The sequence below is a fragment of the Caballeronia sp. LjRoot31 genome (assembly GCF_964253885.1).
Taxonomy (GTDB): Bacteria; Pseudomonadota; Gammaproteobacteria; order Burkholderiales; family Burkholderiaceae; genus Caballeronia.
The window spans coordinates 1,174,867-1,200,281 of the sequence record NZ_CAXURX020000001.1; the positions used below are offsets into that span (position 1 = coordinate 1,174,867).

General features: G+C 60.3%; 24 protein-coding genes and 1 pseudogene. 11 read left to right on the plus strand and 14 right to left on the minus strand.

Annotated elements, in window-relative coordinates:
- Positions 1–37: 37 nt before the first annotated feature.
- The 4 genes from ACSQ8V_RS05135 to ACSQ8V_RS05150 form a co-directional block, all read right to left on the minus strand.
- Positions 38–2,446, minus strand: coding sequence for a bifunctional diguanylate cyclase/phosphodiesterase (locus ACSQ8V_RS05135; RefSeq protein ID WP_436205076.1), 2,409 nt, complete (start codon positions 2,444–2,446; stop codon positions 38–40).
- Positions 2,447–3,056: 610 nt separating this feature from the next.
- Positions 3,057–3,521: a RidA family protein gene (locus ACSQ8V_RS05140; RefSeq protein WP_436181114.1), complete on the minus strand. Its 465-nt coding sequence runs from the start codon at positions 3,519–3,521 to the stop codon at positions 3,057–3,059.
- Between the two features lie 84 nt (positions 3,522–3,605).
- A complete protein-coding gene (locus ACSQ8V_RS05145; RefSeq protein ID WP_436205077.1) occupies positions 3,606–4,802 on the minus strand; it encodes a PLP-dependent aminotransferase family protein in 1,197 nt (398 codons plus the stop codon).
- A gap of 206 nt (positions 4,803–5,008) precedes the next feature.
- Positions 5,009–5,875 carry a VOC family protein gene (locus ACSQ8V_RS05150; RefSeq protein WP_436205078.1) on the minus strand — a complete coding sequence of 289 codons (867 nt, stop codon included), beginning with the start codon at positions 5,873–5,875 and terminating at the stop codon, positions 5,009–5,011.
- 337 nt (positions 5,876–6,212) lie between these two features.
- On the opposite strand from ACSQ8V_RS05150, the gene ACSQ8V_RS05155 reads away from it, so the two are divergent.
- Both ACSQ8V_RS05155 and htpG read left to right on the plus strand, forming a co-directional pair.
- Positions 6,213–7,655 (plus strand): PLP-dependent aminotransferase family protein, encoded by a 1,443-nt coding sequence (locus tag ACSQ8V_RS05155; protein ID WP_436205079.1) that lies wholly within the window; start codon positions 6,213–6,215, stop codon positions 7,653–7,655.
- A gap of 226 nt (positions 7,656–7,881) precedes the next feature.
- Positions 7,882–9,786 (plus strand): molecular chaperone HtpG, encoded by a 1,905-nt coding sequence (htpG, locus tag ACSQ8V_RS05160; RefSeq protein WP_436205080.1) that lies wholly within the window; start codon positions 7,882–7,884, stop codon positions 9,784–9,786.
- Positions 9,787–9,880: 94 nt separating this feature from the next.
- Here htpG and ACSQ8V_RS05165 read toward each other — a convergent pair whose 3' ends face one another.
- Positions 9,881–10,138, minus strand: coding sequence for a hypothetical protein (locus ACSQ8V_RS05165; protein WP_213763490.1), 258 nt, complete (start codon positions 10,136–10,138; stop codon positions 9,881–9,883).
- A 148-nt stretch (positions 10,139–10,286) separates the two neighbouring features.
- Here ACSQ8V_RS05165 and ACSQ8V_RS05170 point away from each other — a divergent pair.
- The 6 genes and pseudogenes from ACSQ8V_RS05170 to ACSQ8V_RS05195 all read left to right on the plus strand — a co-directional run.
- Positions 10,287–10,844, plus strand: a pseudogene (locus ACSQ8V_RS05170) (chorismate--pyruvate lyase family protein); the annotation flags it as partial.
- A gap of 5 nt (positions 10,845–10,849) precedes the next feature.
- On the plus strand, positions 10,850–11,323 hold the full coding sequence (locus ACSQ8V_RS05175) for a DNA-deoxyinosine glycosylase (RefSeq protein ID WP_213763488.1): 474 nt from the start codon (positions 10,850–10,852) through the stop codon (positions 11,321–11,323).
- Positions 11,320–12,234: a spermidine synthase gene (locus ACSQ8V_RS05180; RefSeq protein ID WP_436205081.1), complete on the plus strand. Its 915-nt coding sequence runs from the start codon at positions 11,320–11,322 to the stop codon at positions 12,232–12,234. The genes ACSQ8V_RS05175 and ACSQ8V_RS05180 overlap by 4 nt, the downstream gene beginning before the upstream one ends.
- 280 nt (positions 12,235–12,514) lie before the next feature.
- On the plus strand, positions 12,515–12,769 hold the full coding sequence (locus tag ACSQ8V_RS05185; RefSeq protein ID WP_213763486.1) for a DUF3311 domain-containing protein: 255 nt from the start codon (positions 12,515–12,517) through the stop codon (positions 12,767–12,769).
- The gene (gene mctP, locus ACSQ8V_RS05190) at positions 12,769–14,319 is read left to right on the plus strand and encodes a monocarboxylate uptake permease MctP (protein WP_436183092.1); all 1,551 of its coding nucleotides are present in this window, start codon (positions 12,769–12,771) and stop codon (positions 14,317–14,319) included. The genes ACSQ8V_RS05185 and mctP overlap by 1 nt, the downstream gene beginning before the upstream one ends.
- A gap of 155 nt (positions 14,320–14,474) precedes the next feature.
- Positions 14,475–15,584: an FUSC family protein gene (locus tag ACSQ8V_RS05195; protein ID WP_436205082.1), complete on the plus strand. Its 1,110-nt coding sequence runs from the start codon at positions 14,475–14,477 to the stop codon at positions 15,582–15,584.
- Positions 15,585–15,625: 41 nt separating this feature from the next.
- Here the strand turns inward: ACSQ8V_RS05195 and ACSQ8V_RS05200 are convergent, their stop codons facing one another.
- Both ACSQ8V_RS05200 and tal read right to left on the minus strand, forming a co-directional pair.
- Entirely contained in the window at positions 15,626–16,042 is a 417-nt protein-coding gene (locus ACSQ8V_RS05200) for a VOC family protein (protein WP_436205083.1), read from the minus strand.
- A gap of 169 nt (positions 16,043–16,211) precedes the next feature.
- Positions 16,212–17,165, minus strand: a complete 954-nt coding sequence (gene tal, locus ACSQ8V_RS05205) for a transaldolase (RefSeq protein WP_213763483.1) — start codon at positions 17,163–17,165, stop codon at positions 16,212–16,214.
- On the opposite strand from tal, the gene ACSQ8V_RS05210 reads away from it, so the two are divergent.
- On the plus strand, positions 17,136–17,366 hold the full coding sequence (locus ACSQ8V_RS05210; RefSeq protein WP_436181119.1) for a hypothetical protein: 231 nt from the start codon (positions 17,136–17,138) through the stop codon (positions 17,364–17,366). The two genes, tal and ACSQ8V_RS05210, sit on opposite strands and share 30 nt — an antisense overlap.
- A gap of 235 nt (positions 17,367–17,601) precedes the next feature.
- Here ACSQ8V_RS05210 and ACSQ8V_RS05215 read toward each other — a convergent pair whose 3' ends face one another.
- The 4 genes from ACSQ8V_RS05215 to ACSQ8V_RS05230 form a co-directional block, all read right to left on the minus strand.
- The gene (locus ACSQ8V_RS05215) at positions 17,602–18,789 is read right to left on the minus strand and encodes a benzoate/H(+) symporter BenE family transporter (protein WP_436181120.1); all 1,188 of its coding nucleotides are present in this window, start codon (positions 18,787–18,789) and stop codon (positions 17,602–17,604) included.
- A 196-nt stretch (positions 18,790–18,985) separates the two neighbouring features.
- Complete coding sequence (locus ACSQ8V_RS05220; RefSeq protein ID WP_436181121.1) at positions 18,986–20,161, minus strand: vWA domain-containing protein; 1,176 nt, start codon at positions 20,159–20,161, stop codon at positions 18,986–18,988.
- A 39-nt stretch (positions 20,162–20,200) separates the two neighbouring features.
- Positions 20,201–20,815, minus strand: a complete 615-nt coding sequence (locus ACSQ8V_RS05225; RefSeq protein WP_213763479.1) for a GNAT family N-acetyltransferase — start codon at positions 20,813–20,815, stop codon at positions 20,201–20,203.
- 13 nt (positions 20,816–20,828) lie between these two features.
- Entirely contained in the window at positions 20,829–21,671 is an 843-nt protein-coding gene (locus ACSQ8V_RS05230) for an AAA family ATPase (protein WP_062090977.1), read from the minus strand.
- 410 nt (positions 21,672–22,081) lie between these two features.
- On the opposite strand from ACSQ8V_RS05230, the gene ACSQ8V_RS05235 reads away from it, so the two are divergent.
- Both ACSQ8V_RS05235 and ACSQ8V_RS05240 read left to right on the plus strand, forming a co-directional pair.
- Positions 22,082–22,447 (plus strand): c-type cytochrome, encoded by a 366-nt coding sequence (locus tag ACSQ8V_RS05235; RefSeq protein ID WP_097261818.1) that lies wholly within the window; start codon positions 22,082–22,084, stop codon positions 22,445–22,447.
- Positions 22,448–22,526: 79 nt separating this feature from the next.
- Positions 22,527–22,907, plus strand: coding sequence for a c-type cytochrome (locus ACSQ8V_RS05240; protein ID WP_213763478.1), 381 nt, complete (start codon positions 22,527–22,529; stop codon positions 22,905–22,907).
- Positions 22,908–23,023: 116 nt separating this feature from the next.
- Here the strand turns inward: ACSQ8V_RS05240 and ACSQ8V_RS05245 are convergent, their stop codons facing one another.
- The 3 genes from ACSQ8V_RS05245 to rsxB form a co-directional block, all read right to left on the minus strand.
- Positions 23,024–23,455, minus strand: a complete 432-nt coding sequence (locus ACSQ8V_RS05245; RefSeq protein WP_031361310.1) for a DUF1841 family protein — start codon at positions 23,453–23,455, stop codon at positions 23,024–23,026.
- 135 nt (positions 23,456–23,590) lie between these two features.
- Entirely contained in the window at positions 23,591–24,235 is a 645-nt protein-coding gene (gene nth / locus ACSQ8V_RS05250) for an endonuclease III (protein WP_213763477.1), read from the minus strand.
- A 5-nt stretch (positions 24,236–24,240) separates the two neighbouring features.
- A complete protein-coding gene (gene rsxB / locus ACSQ8V_RS05255) occupies positions 24,241–25,137 on the minus strand; it encodes an electron transport complex subunit RsxB (protein WP_436205084.1) in 897 nt (298 codons plus the stop codon).
- Positions 25,138–25,415 lie beyond the last annotated feature (278 nt).

A 25,415-nucleotide genomic window follows, 5' to 3' on the forward strand; every position in this document is an offset into this window, starting at 1 on the left:
GCCAGGAAACCTGAGCCAATCGACCCACAGAATAGTATCAATCGACGGTATTAGACGGAGTTTCCCCCCACGGCAGGGCCGCCGCTACGTCGGCCATGAGCCCGAGGCCGCAGACCCCGAACCGGTCGAGCAGCGCTTGCACACCGTCCGCCGGAACCGCGCGAGAAAAGAGAAAACCTTGTGCTTCGATGGGCCCAAGCCGCGACAACCACGCAACCTGCTCCTCTGTTTCGGTCCCTTCAACCACAACCGTCAATCCCAACGACCGGGCGAGATTAACGATGGCAGACACCATCACACAGACGCTGCGATCATGCGGAATCGCCTGAATAAACGAGCGATCGACCTTGAGCGTATCGACGGCAAACCGGTTCAGATAAGACAGCGACGAATATCCGGTGCCGAAATCGTCCAGTGCAATCCTGACACCCAGCCGCTTCAACGCAGAAATCTTTTCCGCGACGATATCCGGAAACTCCATCATCACGGTTTCAGTAATCTCGAGTTCGAGTTTCCCCGGCGCTATACCGCTTTCGCGAATGGCAGCCGCTACTGTCTCAAGCAAATCCCCGCGCCAGAACTGCACCGCCGAGATATTCACCGCGAGTGACAACCCGTCATACCCTTGACGCTGCCAGACGGCTAATTGCCGGCAAGCTGTATGAATCACAAAGTCGCCGATAGGCACGATCAGTCCCGTCGATTCCGCGACCGGAATGAACTCGTTAGCCGGAATCAGACCATGCTGCGGGTGATTCCATCGAGCCAGCGCTTCGAAACCGGTGATACATCGTCGGGTCAGATCGATCTTTGGCTGATAAGCGAGGAACAATTGATCCTGGGCCAGGGCGACCCGTAATTGCTGTTCCCACTTCATCAAATGATCGGCGCGATGTGATAACTGCGGCGAATAGAACTGGTAACAGTTCTTGCCCGCATCTTTCGCGCTGTACATGGCCAGATCGGCCTTCTTCAACAAGTCGATTTCGCTTTCGCTCGACACGGAATACAACGCAATGCCAATGCTCGCGTGCAACACGAAGGCGCTGCCGCGCACGTCGAAAGGCGTCGCGAACATATGCGAAACCGCTTCGGCCAGTTCAACCGCTTGCCGCTCGACGTCGGCGCCCTTCACCACGACGACGAATTCATCGCCGCCAATACGCGAGAGCATGCCGTTGTCGCTGACCGTTTGCGCCAGCCGCGACGCGGTCATCTGCAGGACGATGTCGCCGGCGTTATGGCCGAGGGTGTCGTTGACCGTCTTGAAGTTGTCGAGATCGATGAAAAGCAGCGCAAGATGGCCGACGTTCTCCGGCTTGGCCACGTCGTGACGCAGCATTTGCAGCGTGGAATAGCGGTTTCGCAGACCGGTCAGCAAATCGTATTCAACCAGATGCGTCATCTCGCGCTCACGTCCGAGCAGCTTGCCGATCAGCCCGGTCGCGACCGCGAAGAAGCCAAGCATGGCGAGCGAGATGAAAGTCGCCATCAGCAGATAAACGCGCCGCGTGTGATGGAAGTCGGTGAATTCCTCCGCCTGCGACAACCCGACAAGCACACCGAGCGGATAGCCATCTATGTGCCGATACGAAACGATGCGCGTGACGTTGTCGATCGGATCGACATAGATGCCGGATGCGTGGTCGGAGGTCGGGTACACACCGCTTGCTGTGAACGCGGCGGGCGGGTTGCCATTGCCGTCGACCTTTTTGATCGGGTGGCCGTCCGGTCGGGCGGACGTCGCGGCTGCACCCATACCGGTGCTGCGCGCGAGCACCGAGCCGTTGTCCGAAATCACGGCGACCACGCCGTCGCGTCCGATTGACGCCACGTTGTAGAAGTCGCTCGTGAAGTAGCTGGGGTCCTCCGACACCACCACGACGCCCGCGAATGAGCCGTCGGGATGATTCAGGCGGCGCGTGATCTGCAGCGTCCATTGCCGGGAGACGCGGCCGAGGACGGGCTTGCTGATGTAGAGCAGGTCGTCGTTGGAAAGCTGGTGGATCCGGAAATGTTCCCGATCGGAGAGATCGACGGGTTTCGGCGTGACGCCCGAGGTCGAGGCGATCAGCATGCCGCGTTCGTCGATCAACGAAACCTGCACGAGCGTGTCGCTCTGCACCACGCCTTTTTCAACCGTGCTTGCGAGGTTGAACTGTCCAGGGGTCTTTTCGAACTCGTATTTGACGAAACGCGTGATCTGGTCGACCTGGTGAATGGCCTTGATCGTGTGCTGCTCAAGCGCGGACGAGAGAATGGCTGCTGAGGCCATCGACGCGTGAGTGGCGGCGTCGCGCTCCACCGACAGGCGCGCAAAGATCACCGTCCACAGCAGGACGAGCACGAGCGCGCCCAACGCCGGAATGGCGAACAATGCGCGGCGCCGTCGCGGAAAATCCGCTTGTTTCATGTCGCGTGGCGCTTTGGGCCGTGATCGATTCATGGGTTTGGTCAGTCCATGGACCCTGTGACGGGTTGCGCCGATGGTGCATCCGGAACAACAGAAATGGGTGTCGGCATTGCTGCAGCGCGTCCAATGCCGGTGAGGCGGGCGTTATTGCCGTTTTTCCGGTGAATCCGGGCCATCGTTCGAGTTTGTTTGCAGACCCTCTTTGCAGGCAGGGGCCTACGTGCGCATCAAGTACGCTTGCATTTCGCTTACGATGGTTTTGGTAATACTGCTGTCAGAACTCCGTCCAGCGTTGACCCCGCTACCCGCCGGTTATGCAGTCTCTCCCGCGTGAGGCTGATTTCCATAATGGCTGAGTCAGATAATACCAATGACAACCGGCTTAGATATTACTGAAGCCGACTCATTTAAGGAAGCGCGGCGGCGAGGCGAAGTATCGAGGTATACACGGATAGGCTGAAACGCTTGTCTGGAGGGCCTTCGGCACGGGGCGGCACTCGTTTCGCCAATGTGAATTTAAGCGAACGAAATGCGGTAATTTGTATCCCGATTTGTATCCCGATGCCGGCTGGCATCGGGATTAAGAACAAGACCAAAATTCGTTGCTGCTATTTACGATTCTTAAGCGTTTAAAGCAAGGGTTTCAGCTCACTTCGGCAATCAATTCGATTTCAACGCAAGCGCCCAGCGGAATCTGCGCGACGCCAAATGCCGAGCGTGCATGCTTGCCACGCTCACCGAAAATATCGGCGATCAACTCGGACGCGCCGTTGGTCACCAGATGCTGCTCGGTGAACTCGAACGTGGAGTTGACCAGGCTCATCACCTTCACGATCCGCGTCACCCGGTTCAGGTCGCCGACGTGCGCGTGCAGCGTCGCGATCAGGTCGATGGCGATGGAGCGCGCGGCGGCGCGGCCTTCTTCGGTCGTCAGCGTAGCGCCCAGTTTGCCTACCCAAACCTTGCCGTCCTTCTTCGCGATGTGGCCGGACAGATAAACCGTGTTGCCGCTTTGTGCGCTCATCACGTAGGCGGCGGCGGGGGCGCCGGCCGTCGGCAATTCAATGCCGAGTTCCTTCAGCTTGTCGTAGACGTTCAGTTGGGCCATGGGGTATTCCCTAAAAATGGAAAGGATGACGCGAGAGCACACCGGGGCGGTCGTCCGCCGCAGCGCGCTTGCAATGCAACAAGATCAGACCAGCGCGCGGATCAGCGCGCCGAGCTTGGCGACACCTTCGTCGATTTTCGCCGGCGGCACGGTCACGAACGACAGACGCAGCGTGTTGTGTTCCGCTTCATTCGCGAAGAACGGACCGCCCGGCACGAACGCGACGTGCTGCTCGATTGACTGCTCGAGCAGCTTCATTGTATCGATGTGTTTCGGTAGCTTCACCCACACGAACATGCCGCCTTCCGGACGGTTCCATTCAACGCCCGCCGGCATGTGCTGTTCGAGCGACGCGAGCATGGCCGCGCATTGATCACGATACAGCGCGCGGATCTTCGGGATATGCGTCTCGAGAAAGCCGTCCTTGACGACCTCGTACACGATGCGCTGCGTGAGGCTCGGTGTATGCAGGTCGGTTGCCTGCTTCGCCTGCACCAGCTTGAAGTGCAATTCCTCCGGCGCAATGATGTAACCCACACGCATGCCGGGTGACAGGACCTTCGAGAACGAACCCAAATGCACGATGTGATCGGGCGCCATCGACAGCATGGTTGGCAGCGGTGCGCCCGCGTAGTCGAGCGCGCCGTACGGATCGTCCTCGATCACCGGGAAGCCCGCGCGTTGCGCAAACGCGGCCAGCGCGGTGCGGCGTTCCAACGACAGGCGACGGCCCGTCGGATTCTGGAAATTCGGCTGCGCGTACAAGAGGCGCGCACCGGCCGTCAGCGTGGCGTCGAGCGAGGACGGGATCAAGCCGTGTTCGTCGGTGGGGACTTGCACGTAGGTCGGCTCGTACATGGAAAACGATTGCAGCGCGCCGAGATACGTAGGCGTTTCGACCAGTACGCGGCTGGCGGGGTCGATCAGCACCTTGCCGAGCAGGTCGAGCGCTTGCTGCGAGCCCGTTGTGATCAGCACTTGCGACGGCCGGATCGACGCGCCGTTGACCGAGTAGCGTTGCGCGACCCATTCGCGCAGCGGCAGATAGCCTTCGGTGGCGCTGTACTGCAGCGCGGCGGCGGGGCTGTCACGCAGAATGCGGTCGCACGCTACGCGCATTTCCTCGACCGGAAATGTAGCCGGCGATGGCAACCCGCCCGCGAATGAAATGACCTCGGGCCGCTCAGTGACCTTCAGGATTTCGCGAATGGCCGAACTGGTGAGCTTTCTCGCACGTTCGGAAAGCTGCCACGGCTTGGCTTGAAGGTCGGCTTGATTCATGGGGTCCTCGGTTGGTCTCGGTAAGCGGTTCTAATGCGTATGCGGGTTGATAAAATGTTGCAGGGTGCTTCGAATAAGGTCCTGCGCACTGCATGCAATCCGGCGCAATTGGTGAACGGCGGCGGACGCTTATTATGGCGTGCCCGGTGCTCCGGTGGTCGGGTCGGTTGTCAAACCCGGTACAAGTACGAAGCACGCCGGATGTTCTAGCGCTCGTCTTCCTGCATTGTTTCGTCTTGCGTCGGCTCGGCCGTGTCTTCAGGCGTGTCCGCGTCATGGGCGGCGGTCGCTTCGTCGGCCTTCTTGCTCTTTGCGCGCTTGCGGGCGGGTTTGGCCGGCGCGACCTCTGCCTGCTTGGCCGCTTCGATCGATTCCGCCGATTCCCCCAGCGTAACAATGGAACCATCCGCCAACTCAAATTCCGCGACGAGTACCGGCGTGCTCGCGGTCACCTCGACCTGCATCAGATGCGACACCCCGAGCCATGCCAGTTGCTCGGAGATCAGGTGCGCTCGCGGATGAAAACCGGTCAGCGACTTCAGCGCGATACCCGTTTCCGGCAACGATTCGCTCGGATGCTGCGGCGTGTCCCACTGGATCAGCGACGGCAGGAGCCCGTGGCCGGCACCCTGCCACGCTGGAAAAGTGCCATCCGCGGGAATGGTGAGATCCCACGCGTTCCCGCCGCGCGTCATGGGAACCACGGCCGGGATGCGCTCCGGGTATTGCGCCTGCCAGCGTGTCAGCAGCTTCGGCCGGTTCACCCGCACGACCCAGTGCACGAGTTGCGGGCCGGCTTCGAGACGCAAGCGCCGCGCCGGGTCGTCGAGTGCAAAAAGGCGTGGACGCGGTGTTTCCGAGGTTTCGATCAGCTCCGCGTTCGGGTCGATCGCGATCACCTCAAGATACGCGCCGCCCCATAGGTTCAGCAGGCGGTTATGCGTGCGCATCAGCGGATGCGCACCGCCTCCGGTCACGTCCACTCCCAGCTTCGCGGCGATAAAGTCCGCGCCTTCTTCCAGCGTGCGGGCGGCGATAACGAGGTGGTCGAGTTGCAGCGGATGAGCGGTCATAGTGCACGAATAGCTTGAAGGAAAATTGCCCGGACAACACCGGCTGAGCTCGTCAGCATACCCGTTCCGTCCGGCCGTGCCGCTGCGTTGGCTCTGCGTTAGCCATCTGGCCGGGTGAATCGGCCGGGTAATCGACGTTTGGCTCGAAGCGGCCGAAAACCGGCCCCGAAACCTCGTCTGCGGCAGGGAAAACGCATAAATCGCGTACAAAAACCGCCAAGTTTACCTATCGTCCCGGTCTTAAATGTATCGTCAACGACCGTAACAGTAACGGTACAATCGATCCGATACTCTGCGGTACAGTCATCGAACGCATTCAATCCCGATGGAACCTGACATGTCAGTCCCGCTCGACCAGATTCCCGCGCCGCACGGCGCGCCGCAACTGACGCTCGTCGACCAGTTGGTCCAGTGGGGCCGGCGCCGTATTGACGAGCGGGTGTTCCGTCCGGGCATGCGCATGCCGTCGATCCGCAAACTCGCGGTGGACAAGGGCGTGTCGCGCTTCACGGTGGTGGAGGCGTACGAACGGCTGGTCGCGCACGGGTATCTCGACTCGCGGCGCGGCTCCGGGTTTTTCGTGCGCGATCGGACCAGTTCCAACGATTCCCACGTTCACCCCACATTGGCCAGTGAGCGCGCACCGGTGCCGAGCAGCATCGACGTGGTCTGGTTGCTGCGCAACATGCTGCATACATCGAGTCCGGCGAAGGGGCCGGGCATAGGTTATCTGCCGGCTAGCTGGCTGAACGGCGAATTGCTGACCAGCGCGCTGCGCTCCATGAGCCGGCAAAGCGGTGCACAAATGCTGGGTTTTGGCACGCCGCAGGGGTTTCTGCCGCTGCGCCAGCAAATTCAGACGCGGCTGGAGGAGCTGGAGATAGGCGCGTCGACGGAGCAAATCGTGATGGTGTCCGGCGTGACGCAGGCCATCGACCTGATCGGGCGAATTTTCGTGAAACCCGGCGATACAGTCATAGTCGGGGATCCCGCCTGGTTCCAGATGTTCGGCCGCTTCGTGGCGCAGGGCGCGCGGCTTGTCGGCATGCCTTACACGCCGGATGGCCCCGATCTCGACGCGCTCGAAGCCATGGTCCAGACCTGGCGCCCGAAGATGCTCGTGATCAATTCCGTGCTGCAGAATCCGACCGGTACGTCGCTGAGCGCGGCGCAGGCGTTTCGCATCCTGCAACTGGCCGAGACCTATGATTTCATCGTGGTGGAAGACGATATCTACGGCGATCTCTGCCCGACCAATTTCCCCGCGACGCGCCTCGCGAGCCTCGACCAACTGAAGCGGGTGATTTTTCTCAACAGTTATTCGAAGACGCTCGCGCCGAACTTGCGCGTGGGTTATGTCGCCGCGGCGCCTGAAGTCGCGAACGCTATCGCCGATCAGAAAATGCTGGTCGGCATGACGAGCCCTGAACTCAACGAGCGCGTGCTGTACAAAGTGCTCACCGACGGCCACTATCGGCGTCACGTCGAACGGCTGCGTGCAAAACTGGACGGAGTCCGGGAGAAAACCGTCCGGATGTTCGAAAAAGTCGGCTACAAGCCGTATCTGGTGCCATCGGCGGGCATGTTTTTATGGGCCGATACCGGCGTGGACTCCGAGGGGCTCGCCGCCGCCGGCCACGAAGCCGGCTTTTTACTGACGCCCGGCAGCCTGTTTTCCCCGCATCAACTGCCCAGCACGTGGATGCGCTTCAACATCGCGAATTGCGGCGATCCAGGCCTGCCCGCGATGCTCTCCGGTTACGCAGATCGCGTGGGATAAGGCGCCTGCAGCATCGGCTTGAGCAACGTCACGCTCCCACGGCCCGCCTCTTGAAATTATCGCAGGGCGACCTCATTTGTCGCAGAATCCGCGCGATGCTTTTCCGGCAATGGCCGCCAAGGCATTTACCGTGACGGCCAGTACGTACCGTCCGGTCACAAAATGCCAGCCGCTTCGCTACCGCTTAAAAACCCGTCAACACTAGACACAACCAGAGGAACCGACCATGGCACAAGAAACCATGAGCTTTCAGGCAGAAGTGAAACAACTTCTGCATCTGATGATCCATTCGCTTTACAGCAACAAGGAAATTTTCCTGCGCGAGCTGATTTCGAACGCATCGGACGCGGCGGACAAGCTGCGCTTTGAAGGTATCGAAAATAGTGCGCTGTACGAGAATGATCCGGATCTGCGCATCCGCATCTCGTACGACAAGGCGGCGCGCACCGTGACCATCGACGATAACGGCATTGGCATGAGCCGCGACGAAGCGATCTCGCATCTCGGCACGATCGCGCGCTCGGGCACGAAGGAATTCTTCTCGAAACTCTCCGGCGATCAGCAGAAAGACGCTGCGTTGATCGGCCAGTTTGGCGTGGGCTTTTACTCGGGTTTTATCGTCGCCGACAAGATCACGGTTGAAACGCGTCGCGCCGGTTTGCCGGCAAGCGAAGGCGTGCGCTGGGAAAGCGCGGGCGAGGGCGATTTCGTCGTCGAACAGATTGAACGCGCGCAACGCGGTTCGAGCATCACGCTGCATCTGCGTCCGGAAGAAGACGAATTCCTCTCCACGCACAAGCTGAAATCGATCATCCAGAAGTATTCGGATCACGTCGCACTGCCCATCCTGATGAAGAAGGAAGAGTGGGATGCCGAGAAGTCCGAGATGGTCACGAAGGACGAAGACGAGACAGTGAATCAGGCGAGTGCGCTCTGGACGCGTCCGAAGAGCGACATCACCGACGAGCAGTACAAGCTGTTCTATCAACACCTTTCCCACGATCACGACGATCCGCTCGCGTGGACCCACAACCGCGTGGAAGGCCGTAGCGAATACACGCAGTTGCTGTACGTGCCGAAGCACGCACCGTTCGATATGTGGAACCGCGACCATAAAGGCGGCCTGAAGCTCTACGTGAAGCGCGTGTTCATCATGGACGACGCGGAACAACTGGTGCCGGCGTACTTGCGATTCGTGAAGGGCGTGGTCGATTCTGCTGATTTGCCGCTGAATGTATCGCGTGAAATCCTGCAGGAAAGCCGCGATGTGAAGGCCATTCGTGAAGGCGTGACCAAGCGCGTTTTGTCGATGCTGGAAGAAGTGGCATCGTCGTCGGCAGAAGCCACCGATGACGTCGAGAAAGCCAAATACGCCACGTTCTGGAAGGAATTCGGCCAGGTGTTCAAGGAAGGTATCGGCGAGGATTACGGCAATCGCGAACGGATTGCCAAGCTCGTGCGATTTGCTTCCACGAATACGGATTCGTCGGAGCAGACCGTGGCGCTCGCCGACTATGTCTCGCGCATGAAGCCCGAGCAAACGAAGATCTATTACGTTACGGCTGACAGCTGGGCGGCCGCGAAGAACAGCCCGCACCTTGAAGTGTTCCGCAAGAAGGGCGTGGAAGTGCTGCTGCTGACGGATCGTGTCGATGAATGGATGCTGTCGTTCCTCAACGAATTCGATGGCAAGCCGCTGCAAAGCGTGGCGCGCGGCGATCTGGATCTCGGTGCGCTGAACGACGAAGAAAAGCAGGCGCAGGAGAAGGTCGGCGAAGAGTTGAAGCCGCTGGTGGAAAGCATGAAGGCCGCGCTGGAAGGCAAGGCTAAAGATGTGCGCCTGACGTTCCGCCTGACCGATTCGCCGACGTGTCTCGTTGCCGATGACGGCGACATGAGTGGCTACTTGCAACGCATGCTGAAGCAAGCAGGTCAGGCAGCGCCGCAGATGCAGCCGATTCTGGAAGTGAATCCGGATCATCCGCTGGTCAAGCAGCTTCACGCCGATGACGCGAATTTCAGCGACTGGTGTCATCTGCTCTTCGATCAGGCGATGCTCGCCGAAGGCGGCACGCTGGAAGATCCGGCGAGTTTCGTGAAGCGGACCAACGCGCTGTTGCTGGCGCGATAAGTCAGCGTTTGGAAGAAGTAAAAAAACGCGCTGCCAGGAAACTGGCAGCGCGTTTTTTATTGCAGCTGCAGCGCAGGATACGCGGCATTACGATTTACTTCGCCTTGCGTTCCTTGTTGGCCTGCGCGACGACCGACGCCGCCAGCGTCTTGGTGTCCTTTGAATATTTATCGCTGTGAAGAACCTGCCCGGCCTTATGTTCCATCTCGGCGCCCGTTTGATTCTTCGTATGCGTTTGTGATAACGCCGATGCAGCGAGGCTCTTGGCAATCACCGACGTCTTCGGATCATGCAGCGTGTGCGACGCCAGCGTAGCGACGACCTTCGATGTTTGTTTGGTATTGACCGACATGCGTTTCCTCTCATGCTTTATAGATGGCTCGCAACAAGATTGCCGCGAGCGCCGGTCATATCCTGTCCGGTTCGTCAGTCTCCCGTGAGCGCACGCCGACATCTATACGAATCCTCCTATATACGTGTCTGGTTTTATAATCTCGCGCATGCCAAAAGCTCCTCTTGCCGGTACTCATGCCTGGCGCGACCGTCCGCTTCCCACTTTCACCGCCGACCAGAAAGATTGGCTCACGCGCGGCGGTTCGCTTACCGCACATTTGCGTGAACTAGGCGATGTCACCGTCGATGTCACCCGCGAGACGGTCGGTCAGCCGTGGCGGGACGAAGCCGCGCCGCTGGACATCACGCCGCGCACGCCGGTATGGATCCGCGAAGTCGTGTTGAATGTGAACCGCGTGCCGTTCGTCGCGGCGCACAGCATCGTGCCGCTCGACGCCAGTTCGGGCGTCTGGCAGGCCATGCGTCGATTGCGCACGCGCCCGCTCGCCGAGTTGCTCTATAGCGATAGCAGCGTGTGGCGCTCGCCGCTCACTAGCCGAAGAATCGACGCGCGCGATCCGCTCTATAGACTGGCCGCCAGGCAAACGCCGCTTCAAACGCCGCACGCGTTTGTCGCGCGCCGCTCGGTGTTCATCAGGCAGGACGCGCCGCTGATGGTCACCGAATGCTTCCTGCCGGCGCTATGGTCTTTCCTCGCGCATCGTGAAAAATGCTGAAAGGCTTCCCACCCATCGCCGATGAAAACACCCACACGCTGATTCTCGGCAGCTTTCCCGGCGTGGCGTCGCTCGATGCCGCGCAGTATTACGCCCATCCACGTAACCAGTTCTGGCGGCTGGTGGGTACTGTGATCGGTGAGTCTTTAAACGAACTTCCCTACGATGAACGCGTGCTCAAGCTACTCACGCACGGCATTGGCCTATGGGACGTACTCGCCGCCTGCGAGCGCGAAGGCAGTCTCGACACCGCGATCCGCCACGCCAACCCCAACGATTTCGCCTCATTCCGCCTGCATGCGCCGCGACTGAAAAAGCTCTGCTTCAACGGCAAGACCTCCGGCCGTTTCGAGCCTGTGATCCGCGCGGCAGGCTATGAAACCCTGGTCCTGCCGTCGTCGAGTCCGGCGAATGCTATCCTCTCGTTCGATCAAAAATTGCGCTTCTGGCGCGACATCCTCAAATGACCCAATTAATCAAACGCGCGTCGGCGGAAGCTCGCGCGTTCGGCAGCAAGCGTCAAGACAAGCTCGACAAGCAAGACCAGAGGCGCGGCAAGCGCTCGAAGCGCGACCACGATCTCGACGACGCACCGCGCATCGATGTCCCGCGCAAACCCCGTTTCTCGCCGGTGACGTTCTCGGAAGAGGATGGTGTGCGTTTCCTGCATTTCGGCACTGAATGGGTGCAGGGCGCGATGCGCCTGAAAAAGCCGAATCACCTTGAGCTTGAATACGCTCAGCAGATGATGGCGTGGCTGTTGTTCATCGAAACGCCGAAGCGCATCGTGCAACTCGGACTCGGTTCTGCCGCGCTGACCAAGTTCGCCCATGCGTTCCTGAAGCGCGCGAAGGTGGAAGCGGTCGAGCTGAATCCCTCCGTCGTGATAGCAGCGCGCACGATGTTCGAGCTGCCGAACGACGACGCCCGCCTCACCGTCCACGAGCAGGACGCGTGGGACTTCGTCAATGACCGTGCGAATCACGGCACCATCGGTGCATTGCAGATCGACGTCTACGACGCCACCGCGCGCGGCCCCGTGCTGGATAGCACCTCGTTCTATCGTGCGTGCCGGGCTTGCCTGACGGCGCCGGCGGGCGTGGTGACGGTCAACCTGTTCGGCGATCATCCTAGCTTCGTGCGCAACATGAAGCGCCTGAACGAAGCCTTCGACGGCCGCGTGATCGCGCTGCCCGAAGTCCACGACGGCAATCGCATTGCCATCGCGTTTGCCGGTCCGGAACTCGACGTGCCATACGCGCAACTTGAAAAGCGCGCCAAGCTGATCGAGAAGGAATTGAAATTGCCGGCCCGTCAATGGGTGAAGGGGCTGGCAATCAGCGCCGGCGCGGACGGCGCAACCTGCTTCTCCATCTGATCGCCAAGGGTCCAGGCTAAAGCCCCCACGGCGAGATACGACCGCGAACCCGCTGCCCGAATGTAATGTCTTCGACCGAAGCAGGGCAGGACAGCAAGACATTACATCGGGCTGTTTTCCGTCATTACGGTTCGGGTTCGCCCTGCTTGACCCGCTTTTCAGCGTCCATATACTCCACGTGTTATTTCGGGGCGCTATTAGACCGAGAGACTGAGCTTTGCCGCGAGACCCGCTCAGAGCCTTGGTCGAGCAGCACATTTCAAAAAAAGAGGAGAGCGTCATGGCTCAAGAGGCGGTGACCGCCAGTGGTCAAGTTCGCAACAAGCAGTGGCTCTGGCTGCTGGTTCTTCCGTGGATCGGCGTGGTCTGGGTGCCGTTCTACAACAAGATCGAGCCCGTGCTCATGGGCTTTCCATTTTTCTACTGGTACCAGTTGCTCTGGGTGCTGATCAGCGCGGTGATTACGGCCCTGGTCTATGTCAAGACCAAGCCCATCCACGATGTTCCCAAGCTCACGCCCGGGAGCCCGCGATGATGAATTCCACGGCAACCTTCGTCTTCGTCCTGTTTTTTGTCGGCGTGACGATCCTGGGTTTTGTTGCTGCTCACTGGCGCAAGGCCGATCTCGGACAACTCGATGAATGGGGCCTGGGCGGCCGTCGCTTCGGCACGATCGTCACGTGGTTCCTGCTCGGCGGCGATCTTTATACGGCCTACACGTTCGTCGCGGTTCCCGCGCTCGTGTTCGGCGCGGGCGCTACCGGCTTCTTCGCGTTGCCGTACACCATCCTGATCTATCCATTCGCGTTCGTGGTGTTCCCCAAGCTCTGGGCGATCTCCAAGAAATTCGGCTACGTCACCGCTGCCGACTTCGTGCACGCTCGCTACAACAGCCGCATGCTGGCGCTGGCCATTGCCGTGACCGGGATTGTCGCGACGATGCCCTATATCGCGCTGCAGCTTGTCGGTATTGAAGTGGTGATCGGCGCGCTTGGCTTCGATACAACGGGCTTCATCGGCGATCTGCCGCTGATCATTGCGTTCGCGATTCTCGCGGCCTACACGTACACGTCAGGCCTGCGCGCGCCGGCCATGATCGCGGTCGTGAAGGACGTGCTGATCTACATCGTGATCATCGCTGCCATGATCATCATCCCGGCACAGCTCGGCGGTTTCGGCGCGATCTTCAGTCATGTCGATCCGGCGAAGATCCTGCTGAAGGCACCCGATGCATCGAGCCTGAACGGTTACAGCGCGTACGCCACGTTGGCGGTCGGGTCAGCGCTTGCGCTGTTCCTGTATCCGCACTCGGTGACGGCGGTGCTGTCGTCGAAGTCGGGTAACACGATCCGCCGCAACATGGCGCTTCTGCCGGCGTATTCGCTGGTGCTCGGTTTGCTCGCGTTGCTGGGTTACATGGCGCTGGCATCGGGCGTGAAGGACATGCCGGAATTCGCCCCGTACTTCAAGGCGTATGGTGCGAACTTCGCCGTCCCGGCACTGTTCCTGCACTTCTTCCCGTCGTGGTTCGTGGGCGTGGCGTTCGCAGCAATCGGTATTGGCGCGCTGGTTCCGGCGGCCATCATGTCGATCGCAGCGGCCAACCTGTACACGCGCAACGTGCATAAGGAGTTCGTGAACACGAACATGACGCCGGAGCAGGAAACCAATGTTGCCAAGCTGGTGTCGCTGCTGGTGAAGGTGGGCGCTGTCGTGTTTATTCTTGCGCTGCCGCTGACCTATGCCATCCAGTTGCAACTGCTCGGCGGGATCTGGATTATCCAGACGCTGCCGGCGCTGGTGCTCGGTCTGTACACGCGGGTTCTTGATCACCGTGGCTTGCTGCTCGGCTGGGCCGCCGGCATTGCGACGGGTACATGGATGGCGGTGTCGCTGAAACTGGCTGGCTCGATCTTCACGATCCACCTGTTCGGCTATGCGATTCCCGGTTACGCCGCGGTGTGGGCACTGGTCGTGAATCTGGTGGTATCGATCGTGGTGAGCATTCTGGTGCGTGTGATCGGTCTGAAGCGCTCGGACGACCGTACGAGCCCCGAGGATTATCTCGACGTCGCGGAAACCTGATCCTGATCTTGATCCGGGAAAAACGGGCGATCCAACCCCGTTCTGACCCGAAAGCTGGTAAAACGCCCGTAACGGATGTTGCGGGCGTTTTGTTTTGTGCGCCCGCTTTCATCAGCCTCTTGCCCCGCTTTTGCCCGTCAATACACTGGAACCGCATGTCCTCGACCGATACGAGCAGGCCTCACCGCAGCCAGGCACGGCGCTTACTGCATGTGCTCGGCTCGCCGTATTTTCGCTATCGCTACGCTAAATACCTGCATGCGGCGCGCGTGGCGCTGGCCATGCTTGCGTCGATTGCGTTGACCTCGGGTATCGATATTCCGCACGGCGAATGGTCGTCGGTGACATTGCTGGTGGTGATCGGTGGCTTGCAGCATCACGGCAATATCCGCAAGAAGGCTGCGGAGCGCGCGCTGGGCACGCTGCTTGGCGCGTCGCTCGGGTTGGGGCTGATCCTGCTGCAATCGGCTACCCATTCGACGATGATCACGTACGTGCTGCTGGCGGTGATTGCCGGCGTTTGTGCGTATCACGCCATCGGCAAGCCGGGATATATCGCGTTGCTGACGGCCATCACGACGATCATCGTCGCGGGACACGGCGATCTGTCCATCGAAGTCGGCTTGTGGCGCACCTTGACGGTGCTGATCGGAATTGTGATCGCGCTCGCGTTTTCGTTCGTGCTGCCGCAATACGCGACCTATTCATGGCGCTACCGCCTCGCCGACAACATGCGCGACTGCGCGCGGATTTACGGCGCGATCGCGGAAGGGCTGCCAATGCCCGCCGACACCCTGACCAAGCGCTTTCTCACGATGAACGCGCGGCTGGTGAGCTCGCGCTCCTTGCTGGCGTCGGTGGCAAAAGAGATCGACGTGCCGGCCGCGGTGCTCGACGACATCCAGCGCCAGCACCGGTCAATTCTGAGCGCGCTCGAAATGATGGCGTCGGCCATGCCGGCGGACGGGCTCGGACTCATCGCGAGTACTCACGCAGACGAGCGGGCGATCAGGCACACGTTGTTGCTGATCGCCCGTGCGTTGCGATTCGGGCGGGTAGGCTTGCTGCACGCCGCGACCGGGTCTCCCGCAGTGGCGGCGCGGCTGGAGCGCAACGTCCGGGTTGCCGCGGAGCTCGCGCCCGAATTGCAGGGGCCATACTGGCTCGCGCAACGGCTGGCGGAACAGGTCGACAGACTGCGTTTGCGGCTGATCGAGATCGAGCGGCAATGGAACATCGAGGGCGCGCAGCCGTTTCATCGGTGAATGGGTGACGGGGTTGAGCACCCCTGCGCTCCGAGGGGGCGCTATCCGCCGAGGTCGTCCATGACGGTCACCATCCACGGGATGCCGAATCGATCGCAAACCATGCCGAACCCGCTGGTCCAGAACGTCCGTTGCCACGCCATCCGGACGTCGCCGCCCTCGCTGAGTGCCGTGAACATTTTCTCGCCGGATGCGAGGTCGTCGGCGGATATCGAAATACTGAAACCCGAGAAAACCTGAGGCGCGGCGTTCACGCCATCGGACGCCATGATCAGGCTTGCCCCTATCCTGAACGTCGCGTGCATGACCTTGTCCAGCCATTCCGGTGTGGCTTTCACGCCTTCGGGAGAATCCTTGAAATGCAGGACGGACAAGGTTTCCGCGCCGAGCGCTTTTTGGTAGAACGCGAGCGCTTCTTCGGTGCGGCCGTTGAAGAACAAATAGGGTTCGAGACGCATTGGCAACTCCTGGTGAGTCGGGCAGCTTAGCCACCCGTGCCAAAAGTCTAGCCCACGCCGGAGGGCTAGAAACGCACCCCGCAGCCTCGATCCGCATAAAAAAAGGCGTCGGCGCAATAGCGCCGACGCCCGTTTTCAGACGCGAAATACAGGTGTTGCAACCGCGAAATTATTTCAGCGCTTCGATCAGTTTTTCGAGCTTGACGGCGTCGGCGGCGAACGCGCGGATGCCTTCTGCCAGCTTTTCGGTTGCCATGGCGTCGTCGTTGACGAGGAAGCGGAAGCTCGATTCATCGACTTCGATCTTGCTCACGGGATCATTCGCGACCGCTTCCGGCGACAGCTTGCGTTCAACCTTTTCAGTGCTCTCGGCGAGCTTTTGCAGCAGATCCGGGCTGATGGTCAGCAGGTCACAGCCGGCCAGTTCGGTGATCTGGCTGACGGTGCGAAAACTCGCGCCCATCACTTCCGTCTTGTAGCCGAACTTCTTGTAGTACGCGTAGATCTTGCGCACCGACTGCACGCCCGGATCGTTCGCGCCGCCCATCTTGACTGCGTCCCAATCCGCGCCTGCCGACTTCTTGTACCAGTCGTAGATGCGGCCGACGAACGGCGAGATCAATTGCGCGCCGGCGTCCGCTGCGGCCGCGGCTTGCGCGGTCGAGAACAGCAGCGTCATGTTGCAATGGATGCCTTCTTTCTGCAGCGTTTCCATGGCGCGGATGCCTTCCCACGTCGACGCCAGCTTGACCAGGATGCGCTTGCGGTCAATGCCCGAGTCTTCGTACAGCTTGATGATGTCGCGGCCCTTGGCGATCGAACCTTTGATGTCGAATGACAGGCGGGCGTCCACTTCTGTCGATACACGTCCCGGGACGATCTTCAGGATTTCCTTGCCGAAAGCGATCAGCAGCTGGTCGATGATCTGGCCCATCGGCTTGCTCGCGTGGTCCTTGACGGTCTTCTCGAGCAGCGGCTTGTAGGCATCGTTCTGGACGGCCTTGAGGATCAGCGATGGGTTCGTGGTCGCGTCTTGCGGCTTGAACTCGCCGAGTTGCTGGAAGTTGCCGGTATCGGCGACGACGGTGGTGTATTGCTTGAGCTGGTCGAGAGCGGTGGTCATATCTGGTCTTCGGCGCGTTATGCCGTTGTCAAAGATGCGGAATGCCCGCGGGTGAAAGGGTTGTGCGAGACCGCCGGTGCTGGTGCTGCGCCAAAGCTGCTGGCGAGCGGCTCGCCCAAGATTGCCATTCTATTCCTGCCGCGCCATTTGGCGCAGAGAACGCCGTGGTTCGCGGTTGTGCTTCTTGCCTTCGGCCGCTGATCTGCCGCGTTGCATACGATGCTCAACTCGTTTCGACGGCAGGTGGCTTCGAGAGTTCACCCGCTGCGCCGGTCACCGCGATTGCTGACCTGCAAGTACAAGGGTGGCCGATGTTGCGCGAGGGGTAAGCTCCACCCTCCATGTCTCTTACGCAATTCCGATGCCCGGAGCCCGGCATTAACCCACGTCCCATTACACGTTGTTCGCGTGAACATTTCGCGTCGATACGATCAATCTACGCCCGCCGCGCGTTGAGCACAATCTGCGTGACGACGCCCGCTACCAGGCCCCAGAACGCGGAGCCGATAGACAGCAGCGTCAGTCCCGACGCGGTGACCATGAACGTGACGAGCGCGGCTTCGCGTTGCCGCGGGTCGCTCATCGCGTTGGTGAGGCCGCTCATGATCGAGCCGAACAAGGCCAGCGCGGCGACTGACACGACCAGCGCTTTTGGCATCGATGCGAACAAGGCGGCGATGGTCGCACCGAACACGCCGGCCAGGAGATAGAAAATCCCGCACCAGACAGCGGCCATGTAGCGCTTCGAGCGGTCTTCGCTGGCTTCGGGGCCGGTGCAGATCGCGGCGGTAATGGCTGCCAGGTTGATGCCGTGAGAGCCGAACGGCGCGAGCACAAGCGACGCGAGGCCGGTTGTCGCGATCAGCGGCGCTGACGGGGTGTCATAACCGTCCGCGCGCAGCACGGCGATGCCGGGCACGTTCTGCGAGGCCACCGCGACCACGAACAGCGGTATGCCGATACTGATGACCGCCGCGAGCGAGAAGTGCGGCAGGGTGAAAACGGGGTGGGCGAGCGCGACGTGGAACTGGCTGAAGTCGAGCAAACCGAGCGACCCCGCAGCCACGATGCCGACCACGAGCGTCATGAGGATGGCATAACGGGGCGCGAGGCGTTTCACGACCAGATAGGTGAAGAACATCGCGAGGACTAGGGCGGTCTGGAACTGGGCGGCCTTGAAGATCTCGATGCCGATCTCGAACAGGATGCCGGCCAGCAGCGCGGCGGCAATGCTGGCCGGGATTTTCCGCATGAGCGTATCGAACCAGCCGGTGAGGCCCACGATGGTCAGCAACACCGCGCACACGACGAAAGCGCCGATGGCGTCCGGGTACGCCACGTTCGGGAGCGAGGTCACGAGGAGAGCGGCGCCGGGCGTCGACCAGGCGGCGACAATCGGCGCGCGAAACTTGAGCGACAGGCCGATCGTGCACAGCGCCATGCCAATGGAGAGGGCCCAGATCCAGGAGGAAATCTGGGCATCGGAGAGATGGGCGGCACGCCCGGCCTGGAACATGAGGACGAGCGAACTCGTATAGCCCGTCATCATGGCGACGAATCCCGCGACAAGCGCGGAGACGGAGGAATCGGCGAGGGGGCGGAAGGTCGTGGCGGGCGGATTCATGCGAAACCTTGGAGGACGAGTCGCAGATCGTACTGGCCGGAAGGGATTAAGGGCAGTGACAGTCTGGAAAAAAATTGCCGTGCCACTTTAAATCGATGTGAATAAAAGGGGTAAAGGGGCCGGTATAAGCCCTTGAATTTGTATTGAACGGCGCGCGGCGGGAGAGCCGCGTAACAAACGACGGTTAGAACGCCGGTTATTTGGAAAGCGCCCGCATCGCGCTTTCAAGCCCGCCAAGCGTCAACCCAAACATTCGGCCGCCCAGTACTTGCCGAATAATCGATACCGATTGCCGATATTCCCAAAGCCTTTCAGGCTCAGGATTGAGCCACGCGAAATGGGGGAACTGATCGGCGAGTCGCCTTAGCCAGACCGCGCCGGCTTCGGCATTGTTATATTCAACCGATCCGCCGGGTTGAACGACCTCGTACGGACTCATGGTTGCATCGCCGACAAAAATCAGCTTTGTATCGGGCGAAAATTTGTGCAGCACATCAAACGTGGCGGTGCGCTCGCCATGCCGTCTCCGGTTGTTTTTCCAGAGATAGTCATACACGCAGTTATGGAAGTAATAAAACTCCAGATGCTTGAACTCCGATTTCGCTGCGGAAAACAGTTCTTCAACGCGCTTGATATGGTCGTCCATCGACCCGCCTACATCCAGCAGCATCAGGACCTTCACATTATTGTGGCGCTCCGGCACCATCTTGATATCTAGCCAGCCGGCATTGGCGGCGGTGCTGCGAATGGTGTCGGGGAGATCGAGTTCATCGGCGGCGCCTTCGCGTGCGAAACGCCGCAAGCGCCGCAACGCCACTTTGATATTACGCGTCCCTATCTCGACCTGATCGTCGTAATCCTGATACGCGCGCTCATCCCAGACCTTGACCGCCGTCCTGTTGCCCGCGGAATCCCCGCCAATTCGAATCCCCTCCGGATTAAACCCGCCATTGCCGAACGGCGACGTCCCGCCTGAACCAATCCACTTGCTGCCGCCTTCGTGCCGTTCATTCTGCTCATCGAGAAGTTGCTTCAGCCGTTCCATCAACTTGTCGATACCGCCAAGCGCTTCTATCTGGCGTTTTTCCTCGGGCGTGAAATCCCGCTCCAGCCGTTTCTTGAGCCATTCGAGCGGCACAGTGAACGCGTCTTCATCGAGTGTTGCGATACCGTTGAAATAGGCGCCGAACGCCTGATCGAATTTATCGAAGTATTTCTCGTCCTTGATCAGCGTCATGCGCGCGAGAAAATAGAACTCGTCGATAGAAGGCCCGATTACCTGGGCCTTGAGTGCTTCAAGCAGCGTCAGGTATTCCTTGACCGAAACCGGTAGCTTGGCGCCGCGCAGAGAATAGAAAAAGTCGATCAGCATGCCGGGCTCCTTGCCCAATCTGTCGCAGTACGAGTCGCGCTATGAGTCGAGCGGCAAGTCGAACCGCGTTTCGAGTTTGGCGCGCAGATTCGCGCGTACGGCCGGCCACTCGGACTCGATAATCGAAAATACCACCGTATCGCGATAAATGCCGTCCCGGCCGATCTGGTGATTGCGCAGAATCCCGTCTTCCTTCGCCCCCAGCCGCGCAATAGCCGCGCGCGATTGCCGGTTCATGAAGTGAGTCCGGAACTCGACGGCGATGGTCTTCAGCGTATCGAACGCGTGCGAGAGCAGGAGCAGCTTGGCCTCGGTGTTGATCGCCGTGCGCTGCACGCGTTTGGCATACCACGTACTGCCGATCTCCAGCCGCCGATGTGCCGCCTCGACATTCATATAACGCGTGCTGCCGATTACGTCGCCCGTCTGCGCGTCGATGATCGCGAAGGGTTGCGCGCCGTCTGAATCGCGCATGGCGAGCGCCGCGTCCATCCATGCGGTGATCGTCTCGGGCGAGGGGACGCTCGTGTACCAGAGCTTCCACAACTCGCCGTCCGCGGCGGCGTTGGCGAGCGCATCCTGGTGTTCGCGTTCGAGCGGCACGAGTCTCACGTACCTGCCTTCCAGCGTAACCGGATCGATCCAGCGGCTCATGCTTGCAGCCCTTTCAACGGTTGTTGCGGTTCATGAACAGCAGGCGCTCGAACAGGCTCAGGTCCTGTTCGTTCTTGAGCAACGCGCCATGCAACGGCGGGATGACCTGTTTCTGATCGGTGGAGCGCAGCGCTTCGGGGCCAATATCTTCGGCCAGCAGCAGCTTCAGCCAGTCGAGCAATTCCGATGTGGACGGTTTCTTCTTCAGCCCCGACACGTTGCGCAACTCGAAGAAACTTTGCATCGCGGCGGCGAGCAGTTCCTGTTTGATGCCGGGGAAATGCACCTCGACGATCTGTTTCATCGTCGTGGGTTCGGGGAATTTGATGTAGTGGAAAAAGCAGCGGCGCAGGAACGCGTCGGGCAGTTCTTTTTCGTTGTTCGACGTGATGATCACCAGTGGCCGGTGTTTCGCTTTCACCAGTTCGTGGGTCTCGTAGACGTAGAACTCCATCCGGTCGAGTTCGCGCAGCAGGTCGTTCGGGAATTCGATGTCCGCTTTATCGATTTCGTCGATCAGCAGCACGCCGGGTTCATCGGCGTCGAAAGCCTGCCACAGCACACCTTTGACGATGTAATTGCGAATGTCCTTCACGCGTTCGTCGCCAAGCTGGGAATCGCGCAGGCGCGACACCGCGTCGTACTCGTAGAGGCCCTGCTGGGCTTTGGTGGTCGACTTGATGTGCCATTGCAGGAGCGGCATGCCGAGCGCGGCGGCGACTTCCTCGGCCAGCATCGTCTTGCCGGTGCCGGGCTCGCCCTTGATCAGGAGCGGGCGCTGCAGGGTGATGGCGGCGTTGACGGCGAGCTTGAGATCGTCGGTGGCGACATATTGCGATGAACCTTCAAAACGCATGACGCGTCCCTCGGAGAAGGAAAAATTGCAGTATAAGTCAGAAGGGTTTTGGCCGAGCCGCCCCCGAAACGCCCAATCGTGCTCAACCGGGTCATTTGCTGCCGAAGGAGAATCAAATGTCCATCGGACAGATTGTCGCAGTCTGCCGGAACCCAGGCGCTGCGGCCTTGAGCGATGGGGCCGGCCCCGCTGCGGCCGGTGGACGCAGGGTAGGTCGCGCGGTACAATTAGCGCGATTTTTTTGGCCCGCGTGGCTGGAAAACGGAAATGCGCGAAAACGCGCGGATTTGCGCTCCTGGGGACTGTTTTGGGCCCTCGTTCAGCGCGCGTCCGTTTGACCAGTCCCGAGAAAGTCCCGGAACGCCAGGCGTCCAAGGTGCCGGATTTCCCCTCATGCCAGGTTAGAAGCTATGAATAAATTCGTCGGCAAATGTGCCGTGATCGCAGCGCTGTCGGGGCTTGCCGGCTTCGCGACACAGGCATCCGCCGATGTCGTGGGCAACGCGAAAGCAGCCCAGGGCAAAGTTGCGATGTGTATCGGGTGCCACGGCATTCCCGGTTACCGCACCGCGTATCCCGAGGTGTACCGGGTTCCCATGCTCGGCGGCCAGAGCGCCCGCTATATTGAGAACGCGCTGCATGCCTACAAGAAGGGCGATCGCCATTTCGAGACGATGCATGGCATAGCGACCACGCTGTCCGATCAGGATATCGCCGACATCGCTGCGTATTACGCCGCGCAAACCCCCTCTTCGAAGAACAATCCCGACAAGTGATCCGCGTTGCGCCCGCATCTGAATGTCAGATCCAGGGCGCCCGTCACCCGGTAATCACTAATCGCGGATAGGAGAATTCATGAAGGCACTCGACACAGTGTTGAAGACAGCATGCACGGCAGCCGCGCTGATCGGCGCGATCGGCGTTCTGGCCATGCAGCCGGCGCATGCAGCCGATGCAAGCAATGGCAAGGTGCTCACCGAGGCCCACAATTGCGCGGCCTGCCACGGCCCGAACCTGAACAAGCCGGTGAGCGCGGAGTATCCGAAGCTCGCAGGCCAGCACGCCGACTATCTGTACTGGGCGTTGCGCCAGTATCAGATGGGCAACGGCAATCCGAACTTCGGGCGCAACAACCCGATCATGGCCGCACAGGTGCAAAGCTTGTCGCAAAGTGACCTGAAGGACATCTCGGCGTATATCGAATCATTGGATGGCGATTTGATCGTGAAGAAGTAAGCATCGCCGGATCGTCTTTGTCGGTTTGATGGACGCATAAAAAAACACCCCGCCGGTCAATGACTCGCGGGGTGTTTTCGTTTTTGGTTCGGCCCTCGGCTCTCGGGCCTTGTTCTTCAGTCTCGCGACGCCCGTTGTTCGATCAGCGCAAGATACGCGTCGGTGTCCGGCGGCGTGTTGTTGCGCTGTGATTCCCAGATGATCTGCCCAAGGCATTCCATGATGGCGTGCTGAGCGTCATGCGTCGATCCCATCCGGCCGACCAGTCGCTCATGCGCGCGCCGGATGCCGGGCGGTTGATCGATGGACAATTGCTCGGTAATGGCGAGATGCATCGACAAATGCAGGAACGGGTTGCTCTTGCCCTGATCCGGCGAGTAGTCGGCGTGGGCCACGTCGGGATCGGCGAGTTCTTGCTGGTATTCAGGATGCTCGCCGATCCAATCCGCGGCAATGCTCTCAAGCGGTGTCAGGACGCCGCCCTCGCGCTGCTTGCGCCAGGTGTCGGTGAAAAATTGGCGAACTTCGTCGCGGCTGGGGTTGAACATGGGTGTGGAGTGGCTTGCAGGGGTCGTTTTCAGAGGCTCATTTTAAGCTGCATCGCTGCCTTTCGCCCGTTTCGGCACGTGTCGACCTTCCCGGTGCTTATTCCACTTATATTCCGCTTATTCCGCTTATTCCGCTTATTCGATAGGCGCCGGCGTCTTCGGCCGGAATTCGCACAGCGGCTCGATCGCGCAATGCCAGCATTCCGGCACGCGTGCCCGGCACACATAACGGCCGTGCAGGATCAGCCAGTGATGGGCGTCCTGTTTGAATTCATCGGGGACGAATTTCTCCAACGCTATTTCGACCGCGCGCACGTCCTTGCCGGGCGCGAGCCCGGTCCGATTCGATACCCGAAAGATATGCGTATCCACGGCGATGGTCGGATGCCCGAACGCCGTGTTCAGGATCACGTTCGCCGTCTTTCGTCCAACGCCGGGAAGCGATTCAAGCGCCTCGCGATCGTCCGGGACCTCCCCTCCGTATTGCTCCACCAGGATCTTGCACGTGGCGATCACGTTCTTCGCTTTCGTCCGAAACAATCCGATGGTCTTGATGTACTCCCTCACGCCTTCTTCGCCCAGCGCCAGCACCTTGGCCGGCGTGTTGGCGACCGGGTACATGCGCCGCATGGCTTTGTTCACGGAGACATCGGTAGCCTGTGCCGACAACAGCACCGAGATCAGCAATTCGAACGGCGATTCATGCTCGAGTTCGGTGGTCGGATGCGGATTCAGGCTTTGCAGCGTTTCAAAGATCGCACGGCGTTTTTGGGCGTTCATCGTGTTCAGGTCTTGTTATCGTTACCAGGTTCACGGTCGGGGTCGATGGCAGGTGTCGAACTTTTGTCGTTATCAGGGTGCGTCATACCGAGACGGCGGCGCCGCGCTTCCGCTGCATCGATCTGCGCTTGAACTTCCGGGCTGACCGCGTCGGTATTTTTCGGCCCCACGCCAAGTTTGGCCATCTCTTCTTTCTTCTGGCGTGCACGGTCCATCGCGGCCTGGATGATGGCGCGCTTTTTTGCCTGCGCGTCGTCGTCGGCCGTGGTGGCCGGCTGCGCCGTTTTTGAGTCAACCGATCCGTCTGGCTCGGTATTCAGTCGAGCGCGTGGCTCAGTACCCGACGCACCCGCCATGCGCGCCGCCTTGCGCGCTTCGGCCGCGTCGCGTTCACGTGCGAGGCGTGCCTGGCGAAAGTCGTGCCGCTCGCGCGCCGCGTCGGCTTCCTGCTGGCTCCATGCGTCCCAGCCGGTTTTCTCGCCCGTGACCGGGACCATGGCGATGCAATCGACCGGGCAGGGCGGCACGCACAGGTCGCAGCCGGTGCAGAGCTCGGGGATGATCGTGTGCATCTGCTTCGCCGCACCGACGATCGCATCGACCGGACACGCCTGCAAACACAGCGTGCAGCCGATACAAAGATTTTCATCGATGATCGCAAGCGGCCGGGGCCGTTCCACGCCGTTATCGGGATTCAGCGCAATGACAGGCTTGCCGAGCAGGCTGGCCAGCCGGACTACACCTTCCTGTCCGCCTGGTGGGCACTGGTTGTAATTTGCCTCGCCCGCGGCAATGGCCTCGGCGTACGGCCGGCAAGCGGGATAGCCGCATTTGGTGCATTGCGTCTGGGGCAGCCGGTCTTCGATCTGGTCGGCGAGGGTTTTGGCAGAAGTTGCAGTCACTACAGTCACATTAACGGCTTGGGGAGGATGGCGCGGACGGGCTCGTGACCTTGGCGCGAAGGCGTTGCAACACGAACGGTCCATTCATCTGGCGTTGGCCAGGCTTGTGGATCCGACAAAACAGACGATTGGCCCTTGGCACGATCCGTATAATCCGCGTTCGGCGAGATTCGACGACATTCGGCGACAGCACGTGGGGACATGTCGAGCGCTCTGGTTCGCGCTCATTTTTGACGTCCTGTTCGAGCGTTTCCGGCCGTTGCACGGGATGCGGCATT